Origin of the sequence: Formosa agariphila KMM 3901 (assembly GCF_000723205.1) — a bacterium.
GTDB lineage: Bacteria > Bacteroidota > Bacteroidia > Flavobacteriales > Flavobacteriaceae > Formosa > Formosa agariphila.
Genome location: NZ_HG315671.1, coordinates 2677758 through 2697743 on the forward strand (window position 1 = coordinate 2677758; position 19986 = coordinate 2697743).

17 protein-coding genes and 1 tRNA gene are annotated in these 19986 nt (G+C 31.6%); 13 read left to right on the forward strand and 5 right to left on the reverse strand.

Annotation, left to right across the window (positions count from 1 at the left end):
- Nucleotides 1-261 precede the first annotated feature (261 nt).
- The 4 genes from BN863_RS11110 to BN863_RS11125 all read right to left on the reverse strand — a co-directional run bounded on the left by BN863_RS11110 (nucleotide 262) and on the right by BN863_RS11125 (nucleotide 7459).
- Entirely contained in the window at nucleotides 262-4320 is a 4059-nt protein-coding gene (locus BN863_RS11110) for a hybrid sensor histidine kinase/response regulator transcription factor (protein WP_038530556.1), read from the reverse strand.
- Between the two features lie 130 nt (nucleotides 4321-4450).
- On the reverse strand, nucleotides 4451-5497 hold the full coding sequence (locus tag BN863_RS11115; RefSeq protein WP_038530558.1) for a GntR family transcriptional regulator: 1047 nt from the start codon (nucleotides 5495-5497) through the stop codon (nucleotides 4451-4453).
- 398 nt (nucleotides 5498-5895) lie between these two features.
- The gene (locus BN863_RS11120) at nucleotides 5896-7131 is read right to left on the reverse strand and encodes a site-specific integrase (protein ID WP_038530560.1); all 1236 of its coding nucleotides are present in this window, start codon (nucleotides 7129-7131) and stop codon (nucleotides 5896-5898) included.
- A 253-nt stretch (nucleotides 7132-7384) separates the two neighbouring features.
- A tRNA-Pro gene (locus BN863_RS11125) sits at nucleotides 7385-7459 on the reverse strand.
- A 91-nt stretch (nucleotides 7460-7550) separates the two neighbouring features.
- On the opposite strand from BN863_RS11125, the gene BN863_RS11130 reads away from it, so the two are divergent.
- From BN863_RS11130 to BN863_RS11185, 13 genes are all read left to right on the forward strand, one after another.
- Complete coding sequence (locus BN863_RS11130) at nucleotides 7551-8657, forward strand: PQQ-dependent sugar dehydrogenase (RefSeq protein WP_038530563.1); 1107 nt, start codon at nucleotides 7551-7553, stop codon at nucleotides 8655-8657.
- A gap of 35 nt (nucleotides 8658-8692) precedes the next feature.
- On the forward strand, nucleotides 8693-9301 hold the full coding sequence (gene udk, locus BN863_RS11135) for a uridine kinase (protein WP_038530565.1): 609 nt from the start codon (nucleotides 8693-8695) through the stop codon (nucleotides 9299-9301).
- A 2-nt stretch (nucleotides 9302-9303) separates the two neighbouring features.
- Entirely contained in the window at nucleotides 9304-9627 is a 324-nt protein-coding gene (locus tag BN863_RS11140; protein ID WP_038530568.1) for an FtsB family cell division protein, read from the forward strand.
- Entirely contained in the window at nucleotides 9620-10996 is a 1377-nt protein-coding gene (locus BN863_RS11145; protein WP_038530570.1) for a methylmalonyl-CoA mutase subunit beta, read from the forward strand. The genes BN863_RS11140 and BN863_RS11145 overlap by 8 nt, the downstream gene beginning before the upstream one ends.
- Nucleotides 10997-11008: 12 nt before the next feature.
- Complete coding sequence (locus BN863_RS11150; protein WP_038530572.1) at nucleotides 11009-12424, forward strand: methylmalonyl-CoA mutase family protein; 1416 nt, start codon at nucleotides 11009-11011, stop codon at nucleotides 12422-12424.
- 8 nt (nucleotides 12425-12432) lie between these two features.
- The gene (locus BN863_RS11155) at nucleotides 12433-12906 is read left to right on the forward strand and encodes a hypothetical protein (RefSeq protein ID WP_038530574.1); all 474 of its coding nucleotides are present in this window, start codon (nucleotides 12433-12435) and stop codon (nucleotides 12904-12906) included.
- Between the two features lie 409 nt (nucleotides 12907-13315).
- On the forward strand, nucleotides 13316-13750 hold the full coding sequence (locus tag BN863_RS11160) for an RrF2 family transcriptional regulator (protein ID WP_038530576.1): 435 nt from the start codon (nucleotides 13316-13318) through the stop codon (nucleotides 13748-13750).
- Nucleotides 13751-13824: 74 nt separating this feature from the next.
- Entirely contained in the window at nucleotides 13825-16071 is a 2247-nt protein-coding gene (locus BN863_RS11165) for a nitric-oxide reductase large subunit (protein ID WP_038530578.1), read from the forward strand.
- A gap of 20 nt (nucleotides 16072-16091) precedes the next feature.
- Nucleotides 16092-16805, forward strand: coding sequence for an iron-sulfur cluster repair di-iron protein (gene ric, locus BN863_RS11170; RefSeq protein ID WP_038530580.1), 714 nt, complete (start codon nucleotides 16092-16094; stop codon nucleotides 16803-16805).
- Between the two features lie 483 nt (nucleotides 16806-17288).
- On the forward strand, nucleotides 17289-18098 hold the full coding sequence (locus BN863_RS11175; protein ID WP_242404024.1) for a hypothetical protein: 810 nt from the start codon (nucleotides 17289-17291) through the stop codon (nucleotides 18096-18098).
- A 147-nt stretch (nucleotides 18099-18245) separates the two neighbouring features.
- A complete protein-coding gene (locus BN863_RS18820) occupies nucleotides 18246-18530 on the forward strand; it encodes a hemerythrin domain-containing protein (RefSeq protein ID WP_242404025.1) in 285 nt (94 codons plus the stop codon).
- A gap of 39 nt (nucleotides 18531-18569) precedes the next feature.
- Entirely contained in the window at nucleotides 18570-18722 is a 153-nt protein-coding gene (locus BN863_RS18480) for a DUF5993 family protein (protein ID WP_158409003.1), read from the forward strand.
- A gap of 5 nt (nucleotides 18723-18727) precedes the next feature.
- On the forward strand, nucleotides 18728-19261 hold the full coding sequence (locus BN863_RS11185) for a disulfide bond formation protein B (protein ID WP_051774721.1): 534 nt from the start codon (nucleotides 18728-18730) through the stop codon (nucleotides 19259-19261).
- A gap of 102 nt (nucleotides 19262-19363) precedes the next feature.
- Here BN863_RS11185 and BN863_RS11190 read toward each other — a convergent pair whose 3' ends face one another.
- Nucleotides 19364-19981 (reverse strand): SCO family protein, encoded by a 618-nt coding sequence (locus BN863_RS11190; protein ID WP_051774723.1) that lies wholly within the window; start codon nucleotides 19979-19981, stop codon nucleotides 19364-19366.
- Between the last annotated feature and the right edge of the window lie 5 nt (nucleotides 19982-19986).

Below are 19986 nucleotides of genomic sequence, written 5' to 3' on the forward strand. Positions count from 1 at the left end.
TTAAAAACATTATAACAGCTAAAGCCAAAAGCGTTACCTCTAAAAATTTTTGATGTTTAATCTTCATGTTTATATTAATACCACTAATGGCTTTAATCTACCTTTTTCAATAAAATGGAGAAAAGGCTAATACTATTGAAGTCAAAATTAGCTAACAGAAAGTGTTTTTTTGTACTCAAAATGGGTGTGAAAAATACCAATTTGATAAATATCTAGCGGAATTTATTGGTATTTCTTAAGTAAATAATATTTAGCCTTACATTAAGAATGATTAAATGTCTTAATATATGCTGTAGGTGTTTTACCAAATTTATTTTTAAACACTTTACTAAAATATTTAGGATTTTTAAATCCTACCATATAGCTAATTTGAGATATACTATATTGGTCGTGTTCTAATAAATTGGCAGCTTTTTTTAATCTGATATGCTGAATAAAATCGTTTGGAGTATAATCTGTCCAAGCTTTTATTTTTTTAAATAATACCGTTCTACTTACACCTAATTCCTCGCAAAATTGTGGTATATCGAATTGTTCGTTAGCGATATTTTTATCCATAATATGTAGTGCTTTTTTATACAAGTCTTCATCTATGGACGACAAAACCAAATCTTCAGGTTTTAAGCCTTCATTTGCATTCATTTTTTCCTTTAAACGGTTTATTGAGTTTAATAGATTTTTAATACGCAATTTAAATTCCTTAACGTCAAAAGGTTTACTTATATAATCATCTGCGCCGCTTTCCAAGCCTTCAATTTTATAAATTAATGAAGAACGTGAGGTTAACAAAATAAGCGGAATATGACTTGTTCTAATATCAGATTTAATTTTAGAGCACAACTCTGTACCTGTCATTTCGGGCATAACCACGTCGCTAACAATTAAATTAAGATCTTCTCTTAAAGCTATTTTATAGGCAATTTTTCCGTTTTCGGCCTCCAAAATTTTAAAATCTTGTTTTAACAAACTTCGCATAAACTTACGTAACGGCTTATTGTCTTCCACTAATAAAATAGTAGGCCGGTTCTCTTCGTTCAATTTTTCAAAAACATCTTCATCTAAAACTGCTTCTGAATCTGTTAATTGTGTAACATATTGTTCAAGATCGTCGCTAAACTTAAAATCTTTAATTATATCGGCATCCTCTAGATGTGCCCTTCCTTGTTGTAATTCTACTGAAAATATAGTTCCTTTTCCGTCTAGATTGTCTTTTACATATATTTTTCCTTTATGAAGGTCTACAATATTTTTAACAATAGATAATCCTATTCCTGTTCCTTTATTATAATTGTTATCGGGTTTTCTATTAACATTTAGCTCAAAGAACCGTTCAAAAATTTTGTCTTTATATTCCTCGGCAATCCCCACGCCCGAATCTTCTACTTGAATTATTAATACATTAGACTTTTGCACAATCCTTATTACTATTTTTCCATTTTTTGGGGTATACCTAAAGGCATTAGAAATTAAGTTATAAAACACCCGCTCCAACTTATATCTATCGTAATACACCAAAATTTGGTCGGAGGGTGTATGAAATTCGTACTGATAATTACCATCTTTTGCATATTCTGAAAAAGACAGAAAAATTTCTTTAAGAAACTTGACGATGTTTCCTTCCGCAGTTTCTAATTTTATCAAGTCACTTTCTAACTTTCTAAAATCCATTAACCTGTTAATAAGCTGTAATAAATGGTTAGCGTTACTTTCTATAACTTTTAGTTTTTTATACATTTCACTACTCCCTTTATAATTATCTAAAATTTGACTCAAAGGCCCTAGAATTAGAGTTAGAGGCGTCCTAAATTCATGAGAGATGTTTGTAAAAAACTCAAGTTTTGATTTATTATTTTTTTTGATTTGATCGGCTTGTATTTTCTCTAAAACCAACTGATTACCTAGTCTTTGTTTAGATTTTATAATATTTAACAGGTAATATAAAATTGAAAAAATTACCACACCATAAAACATAAAGGCCCACCAAGTACGCCAGGGTGCAGGATTTACTTTAATGTTTAAAGTTGTTGGTTTTTTATTTATTATGCCATCGCTATTGACGCCTTTCACTTCGAAAACATAATTCCCTGGATCTTGAATGGTATAAAAAGCCGTGTTTTGCGAGGTTTCAACCCATTCATCCTCCAGACCTTTTAATCGATATAAATAATGATTACTACCAGAATTTAAGTAGTTTGGAATAGAAAATGAAATATTAAAATTTCCCTGCTCGTAAGAAAGTTCTAATTCCTCTGTATAAGAAATGGTTTTAGATAAAACCGAATTATCATCATCAATCTTTATAGACTTATTTTTAATTTTAAAGTCTGTTAATATTACTTGCGGAGAAAAAGTATTTTTAATTAATTTCTTTGGATTAAAAAGAACAACTCCACCCGCACCTCCAAAAAACATAGTTCCGTTGGGGTACGTAAAACTTGCATTATTATTAAACTGATTATTTAATAATCCTTCTTTTTGAGTGTAATTATATATAATTTTTTCGTTCTCTGGGTTGAAGCGTATAATTCCCTGATTAGGGGTTGACAACCAAAAATCTCCATGATCATCTTCAACTATACTTCTAACTCCAATTAGAGGAGTGTCACTATCAATATTTAAACTAATACGTCTAAATGTATTGTTTTCCAATTTAAACAATCCTTCTACTTCCGTTCCTACCCAAATATTCCCTTTAAAGTCTTCATAAATACATGTAACACCATAACCAACATTAGTATTAACATTGTAAAGAAAATTGCTTGTTTGGCTTTCGGAATCTATCTTATTTAAACCATTATATGTCCCTATCCATAGATTGTTTTTAGTATCTACTTTTACAGCTTTAATAATGTTGTGAATTAGCTTATTACGCTTAGATTTATCAGTAATAATTTCAGAAGTTTTATTTTTAACATTGTATTTAAGAACACCTTTACCTAGAGTACCTATTAAAATAGTATTGTTATGTTGAGTTATACTACTTACTCCTACATCTTTAAGAAAATCTACAACATCTTCGGGTAATATATTAGGGTTAAATTTTTGCTCTTCTACATTGTAGACTGCCACACCATGATTAAATGTTCCTATCCAAAGATAATCTTCTTTATCTCGGAGTAAGGCTTTAATATTATCACTACTAAGTTCGGGACTCGTATTAGTATTAATATACTTATAACTTCTTGTAATAGTATCTAATACAGTAACTCCTCCTCCTTCTGTTCCAAAATAGATGTGATTTTTATAAGATGATATAGAACTTACTGACTTAAAGCTTAACCCCGTATTTCCAGGCTTTTGAGTAATTTTTACAAAATTAATGTTAGAGTCATCCCAAATATTAATACCGCCTAAATAAGAGCCAATCCAAATAGACCCATTTTTATCTTTAAAAAGTGATTTTATAAAATTATCGCTAATAGATTCATAATCATTAATATTGCTATACAACGTAGTTATTTTTTTATTAGTACTAGCTATTTGAAGTCCGTTATAGGTCCCCATCCAAAGCTTTCCTTTATCATCAAAAAGTAATTGCCTTACATTTTTGTTAATACCTACTATTTTTTCTTTATCGAAGTATGGTTTTAAAGCATCACTCTCATAATTATATTCCATGATGTGATGTTCTCTAGTTGCTAATAGAAGTGTATTATCACTACTTTTAACCATGTCTTGAATTATATAACTACTGGTAACATTAACCGTTTGAGTGACATAACTTTTATCTGCCTCAATTTTTATAATTAACAAGCCTTTATTTGTACCAACAGCTAATTTATTATTTGTAAGTTTTTTAATAGAAAACACATTTGTGCCTATTAAAAAGGATTTAAAGCTATCTGTATCTCTGTTATATATAGAGATTCCGGAAGCTGTTCCAAACCAAATTTCTTCTGAAGAGAATTCACAAATAGATTTAATTATATTATTTGTAATCGAGGTTTCAGAACCATTTTCAAAATAGTTTTTGAAGTTATTAGATTGAGGATTATATTTGTTCAAACCCATTGCGGTTCCAATCCAAACAAAACCTTTTCGGTCTACATTTAAGCTAATAATATCGTTACTACTTATAGAATTAAGATGACTATTATTATTATTATTATGTCTAAAAACAGTAAAGTTTGTTCCATCAAATTTATTTAATCCATCTCTAGTACCCACCCATATTTGACCTAATTGATCTTGAGTTATGGCCATAACAGAATTATGAGACAACCCTTGAGAAGAAGAAATACTATTGAATTTATAAATTTCTTTTTGTCCAAAGACGTAACATGAGAATAAAAAAACAACTAAAAAACTTATTTCCCGCATATAGGCAAATTACGAATTTTACAAAAATTCAAAGTAAAATTCACCGTAATAATATTAAAACTTTATCCCAATAAAGAATCTATATATTACCGATTCTGTTAATTAAGAAATGGAAAAGCAAAACATAAAATTAAATAGACTTTCTATCTATAAAATTAAAAGGTACTTTCACCCGACCCTGTTTGTTATGTAAAATCATTTTAGCAGCAGTTTCTCCCATAACTTTAAAATCTGTAGACATAACCGTAATTCCAAGTAAATCCTTTAATGGCGTATCGTTATATGAAATAACACCAATATCCTTACCTAAAGTAAGTTCATTATCCCTGATTTGATTTATTAAATTCACCAAATCAGATTCCTCAATAGTAATAAATAAATCTCCTTTTTTAAAGACCATATCGTCGCATACTTCATTTAAAATTTCGAAATCAATTTCATTTTCTAAACAAAATCTTCGAAATCCTCTTAAAACTCGTCTAGGATAAGGATATACTGATTTTTCGGGATAGATTAATACTAATTTATTATACTTTGAAATTTTTTCTTTTCCTGAAATTAAAGCATTATAAATATCCTTATCAAACTCTTGATAAACAGCTCTTACATCTTCATCTAAAGGCGGTATTATATTATCTAAAACCAATAATTTATTTTTAGGAATACTATTTATTGCTTCTAAAGTATTGTCTGTAAAACTCGCATGTTGTAAATTATCCTTCTTGAAATGTGGCATTACCACGTAATAATCATAGGCCAACTTACTATTTTTTAATGCATTTAAAAACAAAAACTCATCGCAATGATATATTACTAAATCAATTTTTGAATTCAATCCAATGCTATCTAAAAAAGAATTATAAATTCTCATCTTATAGGTACTCAATTTATTGACTAGGAAAAGGATATTTAATTTACATCGTGTATCATTTTTTACCACATAATATCCTCGTCTGTGAATGGATTGAATAATATTTCTTTCTTTTAACACATTATAGGCCTTCTCTACAGTATCTCTAGATAAGTAGAAATCTTCACTTATCATATTAATCGATGGCAATTTCTGATTCAACTCAATGTTACCATTTGAAATATTATTAATAATAGAGTCGACAATTTGTTGATACATTGGTACCCTAGAATTTTTATTTATTTCTATATAACTTAAAATTTCCATACCCTTATAGTTTTAATTAGTTTGGAATGCAAGTTCTTAAGTTTGATGTGTTTTTTAGTACAAATTAAGGTATCTAATCGTACAAAATTTGGCAATAACACTAGTAAAAACAAGGATTGGAAGCAATTCAAGATTTTTACCCAATGTTATTAAGAACATATTTTCCCATTGAAATATTTAAGTGAATTTTTATAAAAATTAAATCGAAGCATGTGTTATAACATCTTCTTATTTTTTTAATAGCATTTTACAATTAACCCTCTTAAATCTTAGAAAAAACAACTTAGTCTTTCTGCTTATATAGATTATATATTTAAACTATATATTATTGTAAATTAAAATCTTGTGTTAATTATGGTTCCATTAAATCTTTAATTCTGAGAGGTACCTTTTGAAATTCATTTAGTTTCCTCTTCTTTGAATTGGACTCTCAGCTTATGCATATCATCACTCACTTTGCGTTCAATAACCTTTGCATAAATTTGAGTTGTAGATATTCGGGAATGCCCCAATATTTTAGAGACTGTTTCTATAGGCGTTCCATTACTCAAGGTAATTGTTGTTGCAAACGTATGCCTCGCTATGTGGAAAGTCAGATTCTTATAAATACCACACACATCTGCTATTTCCTTTAAATACGCATTTAGCTTCTGATTTGATATTTTAGGAAAGACAGTGCCATAAGCTATAGATTTATAATTACTCTTATACTTTTCTATGATTTGTAATGCCTTTGGCAATAACGGTATACGAATTGGTTTAGTGGTTTTTTCACGTCTGTAATAAATCCATAATTCGCCATCAATTCCAATAGCTATATTATCAGCTGTCAAATTAATCATATCTATATAACTCAAACTAGTATAGCAAGCGAATACAAATAAATCTTTAACCAAATCCAATCGGGGAATTGAAAATATTTTATTTTCTATAACTTGAAGTTCTTCATGACTTAAAAAACCTCTGTCGTTTTTAATAAATTTAGATTTGAAACTAACAAAAGGATCACGATCTATCCATCCTAATTTAAACGATAGGTTTATCAATTTTCTAAAGCGCTCTATATGCTTCATCACCGTATTATTACCCATTGGTTTTTGATGATCCACAGGCATATAACCTCTAAGATACTTCTCGAACTTAATAATAAAGTGATAATCGAGTTCCCTTAAATATAAGTCCGTGGTTTTATAGCTTTTTACTAAAAATTTTGAAATATATTTTTGTGTAGTAAAGTAGTTTTTTTGTGTTCCCCACTTTAATTTATTTACCATATCTTCATTATGGTAATTTACGATATCCATAATTGAATGGCTAGTATCGTCTTGCCCAAAATATCTTGCCTTAATTGCTTGGGAAGTAATTAGCTTTTGTTCTGCCATTAAATCACGATAACATTTAAAAAGATGATTAAAAGTTTCATCTAAGTAACTATTAAGCATTCTAGATTTCTGGTTGGTTCCACGGGCTCTATTTTTATGGATATCCCAATCAGTTATGAAAACCTTACGTTTTAAACTAATGGTCGCTCGCTTACCATTTACTGTAATTCTTGCATAAATTGATGCATGATCTTTTTTTGCCCTAGAAAAGTCTGCCCAGAACAAAATACTGAAGGTGGTGGATGTTTTCATAATTTCGTCTTTTTGTTAACACATATTCATTGTTATCAGACGAAAGTCAAATCACTTATAAAGATACATTTATTTACTGACTATCAAAATTTTAGTCTAAATCTGGTCAACAAATTTTCAATTTTTATTTTGTTATCCGATTTGTTGACATTTTATTTAATACTAACTGCTTTATTTTGATATCATAAAAAACAAAAAAACCTGATAATCATAAGATTAACAGGTTTTTGATATAGTTTGATACTATATAAAGTCGGGGTGGCAGGATTCGAACCTGCGGCCTCCACGTCCCAAACGTGGCGCGATAACCGGGCTACGCTACACCCCGAAAAAATTATCGAGGTGCAAATATACATGTTTTATTTAAAAATCAACATCTTTTTTTAGTAAATTGTCACTTAAATTTAAAAATAGTTTTCATGACTCACATAAAACACTTAATATCAATCGTTTTACTATTTCATTTTACGGCTTGTGCGCAAGAAAAAAAATATAATTCCCAAAAATACGCGCACGAAATTGTCGTTTCTGACTTAAAAAACCCTTGGGGTTTTGTGTTTCTTCCAGATCAATCCATGTTAATTACAGAAAAATCTGGAGAACTCATTCATTTTAAAAATGGGAAGAAAATAAAAATTTCAGGATTACCTGCCATTACACAACTGGGGCAAGGCGGATTATTAGACATTGCTTTGCATCCTAATTATAAGGATAACGGTTGGGTGTATTTCACTTACGCCTCTTCAGATGGCAAGGGTTCTGGAGCCAATACGGCATTAATGCGTGCAAAAATTAGTAATAACACGTTAACTAATAAAGAGCTTTTATATAAAGCAACTCCAAATTTTAGTAGTAGCGACCATTTTGGTTCTCGAATAATTTTCGATGAAAATGATTTTTTGTTCTTTAGTATTGGTGAACGTGGTCAACGCGATGACAATCCTCAAGATATTACACGCGATGGTGGTAAAATATATCGCCTAAACGATGATGGCTCGATTCCGAAGGATAATCCATTTGTAAATTCTCCAAATGCAAAAAAAGCCATTTATTCTTACGGTCATAGAAATCCGCAAGGCATGATTTTAAATCCTGAAACAAACGAAATTTGGGCACATGAACATGGTCCTAAAGGCGGAGACGAGATAAATATTATTTCCGCTGGAAAAAATTATGGATGGCCAGTAGTGACCTATGGTATAAATTATTGGGGAACTTCCATTTCAGATTTAACCGAGAAGAAAGGTATGGAATCTCCTATTCATCACTGGACACCATCTATTGCACCTTCCGGAATGTGTTTTGTTACTAGCGATAAATATGCGAACTGGAAAGGAAATGTGTTAGTGGGCTCGTTAAAATTTCAGTATTTAAACCGCTGTGTTATCGAAAATAACAAAATAATTAAAGAAGAACGCATCCTCGAAGATTTAGGGCGTGTACGCTCTGTGGTTCAAGGTCCTGATGATTATATTTATGTTGGAATTGAAAATCTTGGAATAGTTAAAATTATTCCGAAGAATTAACCTTAAATTTGTCCACTCATAAAAATAAAAATTCAATGCTCATTATAGGTCTTACAGGAGGAACAGGTTGTGGAAAAACAACGGTTGTAAATCAAATTTTAAATGAACTTCCAGATGCAGAAGTCGGTATTATATCTCAAGATTCTTATTATAGCGACACCTCTCACCTATCTTACGACGAACGTAAATTAATTAATTTTGATCATCCAAAATCTATAGATTTTGATTTATTAGTAAAACATTTAAAACAACTTAAAGAAGGAAAACCTATTGAGCAACCCGTGTATTCTTTTGTAAAACATAACAGAACTGGCGATACCATTTTAACGCATCCTAGAAAAGTAATGATTGTTGAAGGTATTTTAATATTTACACATCCTGATATTCGTGATTTATTCGATATTAAAATATTTGTTCATGCCGATAGTGACGAACGATTAATTAGAAGGTTAAAGCGTGATATTGCAGAACGTGGACGTGATATGGATGAAGTTCTTAACCGTTACCTTACGACTTTAAAACCTATGCATCAGCAATTCATTGAGCCAATGAAAGAGTATGCAGACATTATAATCCCGAATAATAAATTCAATACAGTAGCAATAAATATTGTACGTACCATTATTAATGAAAAATTATTATAACGTTGAAGTTTTTCAATCATAAATACATAAAACCTTTTAAAAATCCCTTTGTTATTCCTGGGATTGGCTTTGCTATTTGGATGTTATTCTTCGATAGTAATTCGTATTTAATTCACAACGAATTAAATAACGATATCGACGAACTTAACGAACAAAAAGAGTATTACATTAACGAGATTACCAAAGACCGCAAAGCGTTTAAAAAGTTAAATACTGAAGAAGGTTTAGAAAAATTTGCCAGAGAAACTTACTATTTAAAACGTGAAAATGAAGATATTTACATTATTGAATATGAAGACAGTTTAAATATAGAATCTGATGAGTAACACAAATTTGTTTGAAGAATTTAATTCGGTATCGGCAAAGGCGTGGAAACAAAAAATTCAATTCGATTTAAATGGTGCCGACTATAATAAGACGCTTATTTGGCATTCTAATGACGATATTAATGTAAAACCATTTTATACTCCAGACGATTTAAATACTCGAAATTTAAAATTTAAATCGCCAATAGGTTCTTTTAAAATTACGCAATCTATTTATGTAAATTCTGAAAATAAATCGAATTCGTTAGCTAATAATGCCATATTAGATGGTGCAGAAGCCATAGATTTTATCATTACAAACGAACATTGCGATTTAGATGAATTATTACAGAATATTAATCTTTCAATAATTCCAATCTATTTTGATTTACAGTTTTGTTCTTCTGAATTTGTTGAAAAACTAAATCAATTAGCCTTAAAAACACAAGCTTATTTTTATGTGAATTTCGATATTATTGGTCACCTTACTAAAGATGGAAATTGGTATAATACACTTCAATCTGATTTTACTGCGCTAGAAACTGTATTAAAAAATTGCAATAATCTAAAAAGCAATGTTTGTGTAAACCTAGACGGTTACCAAAATGCTGGAGCCACAATAACGCAGCAATTGGCTTATGGCTTAGCTCACGTAAATGAGTATTTAAATCAGTTTCCAAATCTATTTAAAACAGAAATTACATTTAAACTAGCCGTAGGATCTAATTACTTTTTCGAAATTTCGAAGTTTCGTGCCTTACGCACATTATGGCATACTTTGGCTACCGAATATAATCTAGAACCATCGTGCCATATTATTGCGGCACCAACTAAGCGTAATAAAACACTTTACGAGTATAAAACAAACATATTCCGTACAACTACAGAATGTATGAGTGCTATTCTAGGCGGTGCAGATAGTATATGTAATACAGCTTACGATTCATTATTTCATAAAAAGCATACTGTTGGCGAACAACATGCAAAAGATCAATTAGCGGCTCTAAAAGCAGCTCTTAACATTGGTTATGAAAAAAATCCTGCTGAAGGTTCGTATTACATCGAATATTTAACCGTTCAGTTGGCAGAAAAAGCTCTGGTTATTTTTAAGGATATTGAAGCACAAGGTGGATATTTAAAACTACTGAAGGCAGGAACAATTCAAAAAAAAATTAAAGAAAGTGCTCTTAAAGAACAAGAACAATTCGATTCTGGAGAGCTAACTCTAATTGGAGCTAACGCCTGTATACATTCTGAAAACCGGATGAAAGCTGAATTAGAATTATATCCTTTTGTTAAACAGAATCCAAGAAAAACATTAATTGAACCTATCATCCCTAAACGACTCGCTGAGACTTTAGAACAACACAGATTAAAATCTGAAATATAGAAAACCTAAACCATGAGTAGAAAAAATCTACAACATATCACACTAAAAACGACTGAAGCGTCTGCGAGGTTATCTAAGGATAATCTTAAAGCTTCATCAGATAGTTATGCTATAGATTCAAATAATACTTTAGTTGAAACTGAAGGTTTACATGATTTAAATTTTGCTGCGGGAATACCTCCTTTTTTAAGAGGAATTTTATCTACTATGTATATTACAGCACCGTGGACTACAAGTCAATCCTCAAATTTCAACACTGTAGATGACTGTAATGCTTATTATAAACGTCTATATAAAAATGGGCAACGCCATTTTACTTTCAATGTAAATTCTAGCGCATATTCTCCGCAAACTCTTGAAGATTTTAAATCGTTTTTTAAAGATATTCCTTTAAATGAAATTACTATTTCACTGCCCTATACTTGTGATAGCATTGCTTTATTAGCTTTTTACACAGTAGTTTCAGAATCACAAGGATTACCTAAAAAGACCTTAAATGGAGTTGTAAACATAGATACTTTACAAGGTTTAAATATTAAAAATACAAATCAGAATTCTGAAAAAGAGACCTCAGAGTTATTTAGTGACACGCTCTGGCATTTACCAAATTTTATTGCGTATTCAATTTCTAATGAATCGTTACATCATTTAAATTTAAGTCCACAAGAAGAATTAGCACTTATGCTGATAAGTGGTGATAAACTATTAAAATCAGGATTGAATTCTGGGTTAGATATAGATACTATGGCATCTCGATTGTCCTTCACTCTTGTATCGGGCTTAAATCTTTTTACCGAAATTTCAAAACTGAGAGCAGCACGTATACTATGGGCCAAGCTTATTAAGTCTTACCACCCTAAACATGAACAATCGCAGGCTTTACATATTCAGTCTAACATAAACACCAAACAAGTTAAACTTAATAAACGCGATAATTCAGTATCAAAATCGGTAATACAAGCAACTGCGGCTGTCTTTGGAGGCACCCAAAGTATACAGACCCAAACGACCAACACCTCAACGCTAGATTCTGAACGTTTAAACAATAACATGCAATTGTTTTTACAAAAAGAAACACAAATTTCTAGAACGGTTGATCCTTGGGCAGGAAGTTATGTTGTTGAAACTCGTACTTCTGAAATTGCCAAACAAGTTTGGGATATGTTTGAAACCTTCCAAAATACAAAAAGACTTCCTGAAGAGCTTTTAAAAACCCTATCGCACGTAGAGATAAATACTTTAGAAAAGCTACATTCTACTCCAACCTCATCGTTAACACATATCAATCGTGATGAAGATGCAGTAACACGTTCCCTTCAAAAATTGCGTCTTGATTATCGTCATAACAAAGAAAATCTTTTAACTTTAGCTATAGAAGCTGTTAAATTACAAGCGACATTAAATGAGATTGTAAAGTCTATAAACTAATCTTCGGTATGAAAAGGCCAAGCACATCAGACAACCATTTAAATAATAAAGCTAAACTTTTAGTAGACACTTTTGCTGAACAAGAAGGACGCAGACCACGTATTTTACTATCGAATATTGAAGACGAACAGCACGAACATGATGTAAAAATTATTGCTTCTGCCTATGCCGATTTAGGTTTCGATGTCGACCTTGCTCCTGTATTTCATTCGTCTCAAGACCTTTCAAAACAAGCGATAGAAAATGATGTATCTGCGCTTTATCTGACTTCTATTTCAAAAAAATCCTTACCTCAAATTCTTGAAATTATAGTATCGTTAACGAATTATGGTTCCGAATACATTTTACTTGTGGTGGATGGTACATCCATCACTGAAGACGAATCGGCATTATTATCCAGTTCTGGAGTGCATATCATTCTTAATGAAACCATGTTAGTTCCTGAAGTTGCAATTCGTATATTAAACTACTTAGTTGCATAAAAATTGCTTCACAACCAATCATTACATCGCTAAATATCAACACCTTATATATTTAAAAAATAAGCATCTCTTTCGATACGTATACACTAAAAAGATTATTATTTTAGAAAACCACTTAAAGGCTTTTTAGATAAAGTTAGGCGTGTAATAGCTTATAAATTACTATACTTTATTTTCTCTTAAAACATCAGTATTACTCACTTTTAGGCCTACAACTTCCACTAAAATAAATCGGAAATAAAATTTTTATGTATGCTTTATTATTTTTTATCTTTAAAAATAAAAAACAACCTGCGTTTATCGCAATTATTACTACTAACCCAATGCGTAAATTATAGACGCTTTTTAATTAAGATAATTTTGTCTGAATTAAAATTTGTTTATATATTTGCCAATAACAATTAACTATATGTTTTCAAAAGCATGTGAGTACGGTATTAGAGCATCGATTTTTATAGCCTTAAATTCTATGGAAGGAAGACGCGTAAGTCCGAAAGAAATTGCAAAAGAGATTGATTCTCCAGAAGCATTTACAGCAAAAATTTTACAAGCATTAGCCAGAAATAATGTTGTAAATTCTATAAAAGGAGCTCATGGTGGTTTTGAAATAAATAAAGATGAAATTAAAACAGTAAAGTTATCTGATATTGTAGATGCTATAGATGGCGATAATATATATAAAGGTTGCGGTTTAGGATTAAAAGAATGTGATGAAACCAAACCATGTCCAATGCACGACAAGTTTAAATCGGTTCGAGATGAATTAAGATTGATGTTAGAATCTACAGATTTAGAAGCTTTAGCTTTAGATATTAAATTAGGGGAAACCTTTTTAAAACGTTAAAAAAATTTACCATTAAATAAGACAAATTTATCCGAATTAATAAAAAAATTAATCAACTAACTATTTTAATTATTATGAACAAAGAAAAAAAACTCTGGATACTGTTTGCGGCCGTAGTCATATGCTCCTTTAGCGTATTAGGATATTATGGTTTCGAAATTTACCAACAGTCCCCTCCTATTCCTGAAGCTGTAGTTTCGGATACTGGTGAAACAATTTTTACCAAGGATGACATACAAGACGGACAAAATATTTGGCAAAGTATAGGCGGCCAAGAGTTAGGTTCTATTTGGGGACACGGCGCTTATGTTGCACCAGATTGGACTGCCGATTGGTTACACAGAGAAGCGGTTTATATTCTAGATATTTATGCTAAGAACGATTTTAATAAATCCTTTGACGATATTACAGATGAACAACAAGCTGCACTAAAAATTAGATTACAAAACGATGTTCGAAAAAACACGTTTAATGCCTCGTCTAATACGATTACCATCAGCCAAAATCGTGTTGCAGCAATAAATCACTTAAGTGAATACTACAAAGGATTATTTACAAACGATCCGTCTTTCGATAAGTTAAGAGCAGATTACGCCATCCCGAAAAACACGATTAAGGATGATGCTAAAATGCAAAAAATGAATGCCTTTTTCTTCTGGGCCACTTGGGCAACAGTTACAGAACGCCCAAACAGTAAAGTATCTTACACACATAACTGGCCTGCAGACGAACTTGTTGGAAATGCTCCAACAATGGATTTAATGGTATGGTCTGGAGTTAGTATTATACTGTTAATTCTGTGCATTGGAATTCTTGTATTCTATCATGTAAAATCTGGTGAAGACGAAGAAATGCCACCACCTGCCGAAGATCCTTTACTAAAACAAGGCATGACACCAAGCATGCACTTGGTAAAAAAATACTTTTGGGTGGTTACCTTGTTAATGGTCATTCAAATGTTATTAGGAATAGTAACTGCACATTATGGTGTAGAAGGCGACGGATTCTACGGTTTTGCTTTAGATCAGATTTTACCCTATTCAGTAACACGAACTTGGCATACACAACTAGCTATTTTCTGGATTGCTACAGCATGGTTAGCGACAGGTTTATACATTGCTCCTGCAGTATCTGGTAAAGATCCTAAATTTCAAAAATTTGGAGTTAATTTTTTATTCTTTGCACTACTTATTATCGTGCTTGGCTCTATGATTGGCCAATGGTTTGGCGTGATGCAAAAACTAAACTATTTAGAAAACTTCTGGTTTGGTCATCAAGGTTACGAATATGTAGACTTAGGTCGTTTTTGGCAAATATTCCTTTTCGTAGGTCTTATTTTATGGCTAGCGTTAATGGTACGACCTTTATTACCGGTCTTAAAACGTAAAACCGAAGAGAAGAACCTTATTATTATGTTCTTAATTTCGTGTACCGCTATTGCCCTATTTTACGCTTCAGGATTAATGTGGGGACAACATACTAACCTTGCAATTGCCGAATACTGGAGATGGTGGGTTGTTCACTTATGGGTTGAAGGATTCTTTGAAGTTTTCGCCACTGTAGTTATTGCATTTTTATTTGTAAGACTTGGCCTATTAAAAACTAAAACAGCGACTTTAAACGTTTTACTAGCAACCATCGTATTTATGTCTGGTGGTATTTTAGGAACCTTCCACCACTTATATTTCTCTGGAACACCTAAAGCTATTATGGCTTTAGGAGCTACGTTTAGTGCTCTTGAAGTTGTGCCATTAACCTTAATTGGGTACGAAGCTTATCACAATTACAAATTATCGAAAGCAACTAAATGGATAGCAGACTACAAATGGCCCATTTACTTTATGATTGCCGTTGCGTTTTGGAATTTCTTAGGCGCTGGAATCTTCGGATTCATTATTAATCCGCCAATAGCACTGTATTACATTCAAGGTTTAAATACCACACCATTACACGCCCACACGGCTTTATTTGGAGTATATGGTATGTTAGGAATTGGACTTATGCTGTTTGTATTACGTAGCTTATATAGAAATGTGACTTGGAATAATAAACTTATTAAAATTTCTTTCTGGTCGTTAAACATAGGATTACTAGCTATGGCCTTGTTAAGCTTAATGCCTATAGGAATATGGCAAGCTATTGAAAGTATAGAACACGGTATGTGGTATGCCCGTTCTTCGGAATTAATGCAAGACCCAACAATGATTACCTTAAAATGGATGCGAACTATAGGCGATGTCATCTTCGCAATAGGAATTGTTACCATCTGCTGGTTTGTATTCGACTTAACACTGAAAAATAAAATAACTAAAAATAATTAAAACAAAATATTATCGAAGCTATAACACAAAAACATGTAGGAGCATTTGTTGCTGAAGACTTTAGAACTGCTGCCGTCTTTACAAAATATGGAATCGACTTTTGCTGTAGAGGAAACCGATCGTTAGAAGAAGTATGCGAAAAAAACGGAATTTTAACAAGTGATTTAGTCGATAGTTTAGAACATGTACTTAACTCTAAAGCAGACCAATCTATAGATTATAAATCTTGGCCTTTAGATTTATTAATAGATTATATAGAAAAAAAACACCACCGTTATGTAGAAGAAAAATCGCCTATAATTAAACAATTCTTAGACAAGTTATGTAAAGTTCACGGTGAAAGACATCCAGAATTATTTGAAATAAATGAATTATTTACAGCATCTGCGGGAGAATTAGCGCAACATTTAAAAAAGGAAGAATTAATTTTATTCCCATTCGTTAAACGTTTATTAAAAGCTAAAGCAACCAACACACCTATTGAAGCTCCAGGTTTCGGAACAGTAAAAAACCCAATAGCAACCATGATGCAAGAACATGATAACGAAGGTGTGCGTTTCAGACAAATTGCCGAAATTACAAACGACTATACGCCACCTGCCGATGGGTGTAACACGTATAAAGTAACCTTTGCAATGCTTCAAGAATTTGAACAAGATTTACATTTACATATACATCTTGAAAACAATATTCTTTTCCCTGCTGCAGAAAAATTAGAAAGTGAATTTTGTTAAAAACTCAATGACATAGTTTAAATTCCGAAATCTTATATCTTTAAGGTTTCGGAATTTTTATTTCACACTTTTATGATGCAAAAAAAACTTGTCCTTTTTTGTCTGTTTAATTTCCTTGTTGCAGGAATAATGGGACTAACCATGCGATTTGCCTTTATATCTGCTCTCGATTTTAATTATCGGAATTTAACGCATGCGCATTCGCATACGGCCATGTTAGGCTGGGTGTATTTAATGCTCTTTGTGCTTATTGTACATTATTTTGTTCCCAAAAAACAAAAGCTAATCGTTTATTTTGGGTTACAGAAATTGCCGTACTAGGAATGATGATTAGTTTCCCGTTTCAAGGCTATGCCGCAATTTCCATTATGTTTTCTACTTTTACATATATTCTGTAGCTATTATTTTGTATATCTGATTTTTAAACATCAAAATATAAAATCTGCACCAACTAGAATATTACTAAAAACAGCGCTTATATTTATGCTGATTTCTACTATAGGTGTGTGGTGCTTAGGTCCAGCTGTTGGGCTTTTAGGTCAGGCTTCTGCCTTTTATCAAATCGCCATCCAATTCTTTTTACACTTTCAGTTTAATGGTTGGTTTTTAATTGGTATACTGGCTTTATTTTTTCATTATTTCAACATTAAAGACCATCCTTATTTTAAACACTTTCATACCACTTTAGTGCTGGCAACAGTCTGTACTTTGGCCTTACCTATTAGTTGGTTTGCCCCTACTCCTATTTTAATTTGGATTAATGGATTTGGTATATTGGCTCAAATCTTGTGTTTTATGTTTTTCGTTAAAATTGCAAAACCTAACATTACAAGTCATTTAAAAACGATTTCTATAGAAGCTAAATTTTGTTATGTATTTGCACTCATTTCATTTGCATTAAAAATACTATTTCAAAGCACATCGCTAGTTCCTGAAATTGCAAACATTGCCAAACAAAATCATAATTTCGTAATTGGATTTATTCATTTAACAATGCTTGGCGTAGTTTCTGGATTCTTATTTGCATTTATAATTCAATCTAAAATAGACTATAAAATCTCACTTTTTAAATCTGGTATCTACTCCTTTACTTTAGGATTTTTAGGCACCGAATTCGTACTATTCTTTCAAGGTTTACGCTTTGTATTTGGAATAGGATTAATCCCTAATTATTATCTTTTACTATTTATACTAAGTTCTTTTCTAGTCCTAGGAATATCCTTTATCTTTATAAGCATATCAACCTCAAAAACAAACTATTATGACAGACAAAAAACCATTAAAGCGCCATAAATCGTTACAACCTTTAAGCAGAGATCATCATCACGGATTACTATTGGCTTGGAAAATTAGAGCGGATTTAAGAAAGATATAGAAGTAGATCGCATAAAAGTCTATACCGATTGGTTTTACACGTCGCATTTAGTTCCTCATTTTGAAATGGAAGAAGCTCATGTGTTTTCTATTTTAGCTGAAGACCATCCGTTGAGAATACAAGCCATAAACGAACACAAACAAATTAAAAAACTCGTTAATAAAACCACAGATTTAGAAGCTAATTTGAGTACGCTTGCAGATGTTTTAGAAGCACACATTCGCTTTGAAGAACGTGTAATGTTTCCAGAAATTCAAGCTATAGCCACTACAGAAGAGATGACTCATATAGATGACATACATTACGAACAAAACCTTGAAGAAAACACAACCGACGAATTCTGGAAGTAATTAAAAAAATCACCTAATAAACTAACTAAAACTATACCTATGAGCCTCATTTTCTTAATTTTTCTAACAGCATTTATCTTATTAATAAAACAAAAAAAGAAACTAGCCTTAGCGGTATTTTCTTTAGGATTGGTATGTACTGTTGCCATGTTTTTTTACCACACCACATCGTCACTTCAACTTAATTTTTAATAGATATGAACGCATTAAAAATTATAAATAGTTCGGCCATTTTAATTATTTGTTCCATATTAATTGGAGCATTTTATTTTCAATTTGGTTTACATGAAGATCCTTGTCCCTTATGTTTATTACAACGTATAGCCATGATTGCCGTTATATTTGGCCTATGTCTAAACACTTATTTCGGATTTAAAGCAGAACATTTTGGAATTATTATTATCTCTGCGTTAATAGGTATTACCATTTCTACACGTCAAGTTCTACTTCATATTTGCCCTGTTCCAGGCGAAGCTGCTGGGTATGGTTCTCCTATTTTTGGTATGTATTTATACAGTTGGGGTGTTGTTATATTTGCGGCAAGTATTTTAGCTTCGGCTATTTTATTATTCTTTATTCCTAAGGCGGCAGTAACGAGAACAGACTTGAAAATTTCTCTTTTTGAAAAATCGGCAGTATATCTTGCAGTGCTTTTAATTCTTATAAATGTTATTGCAACCTTATTTGAATGCCAATTAGGACCGTGTTGCGATGATGGACCTTGCCTTTAAAGCATAGATTATAACGTTACAAAAAAAAACATCAATTCTCAAAGTTAGCCTAATGCCACATAGAATTGATGGTTTTTTATTATAATACAGTCTACTCGTATTTTACATTTCGCTAACTGCTTTTTCTATATTTTCTATAGTTTCATCTGAGTTTACACCCAAACCTTCTTGTTGAAATACAAGTTCTCCGGCCTCATTAAACACACTAATAATATTTGAGTGAGAGAAATCCATTGGAGAAATTTCTTTGTATTTTACTGCTAAAACCGCTGCAAATTCACGTGTGTTTTCAACTGAAGACCGTAAAAACATCCAAGGATCTTCGTCCATAAAATTTTCTTTAGCGAAGGCCTTTAAACGTTCTGGCGTGTCTGTTTCGGGATCAATACTCACAAAAATCATTTTTACTTTGTCTTTTGTGTCTTCTGGTAAGCGTGTTTCAATATTACGCATATCGGCTACCAATCTCGGACAAGCCGCTTTACAGGTCGTATAGATCATAACCATCACTAGCACATCGCCTTTTAAATCTTTTAAGTGAATATCTGCTCCGTCTTGATTCGTCCAAGTTGAAGGCAAATTGTAAATAGACATATCGGAAATAGCATCAGAAACCTTTTTAGACGCTGTGGTTTCCGGTTTTACAGTTTCCTTTGTTTCGTTTTTACATGAAACCAATCCTAAGCACATTAAACTAAAAACTACTATATATTTTTTCATAACAT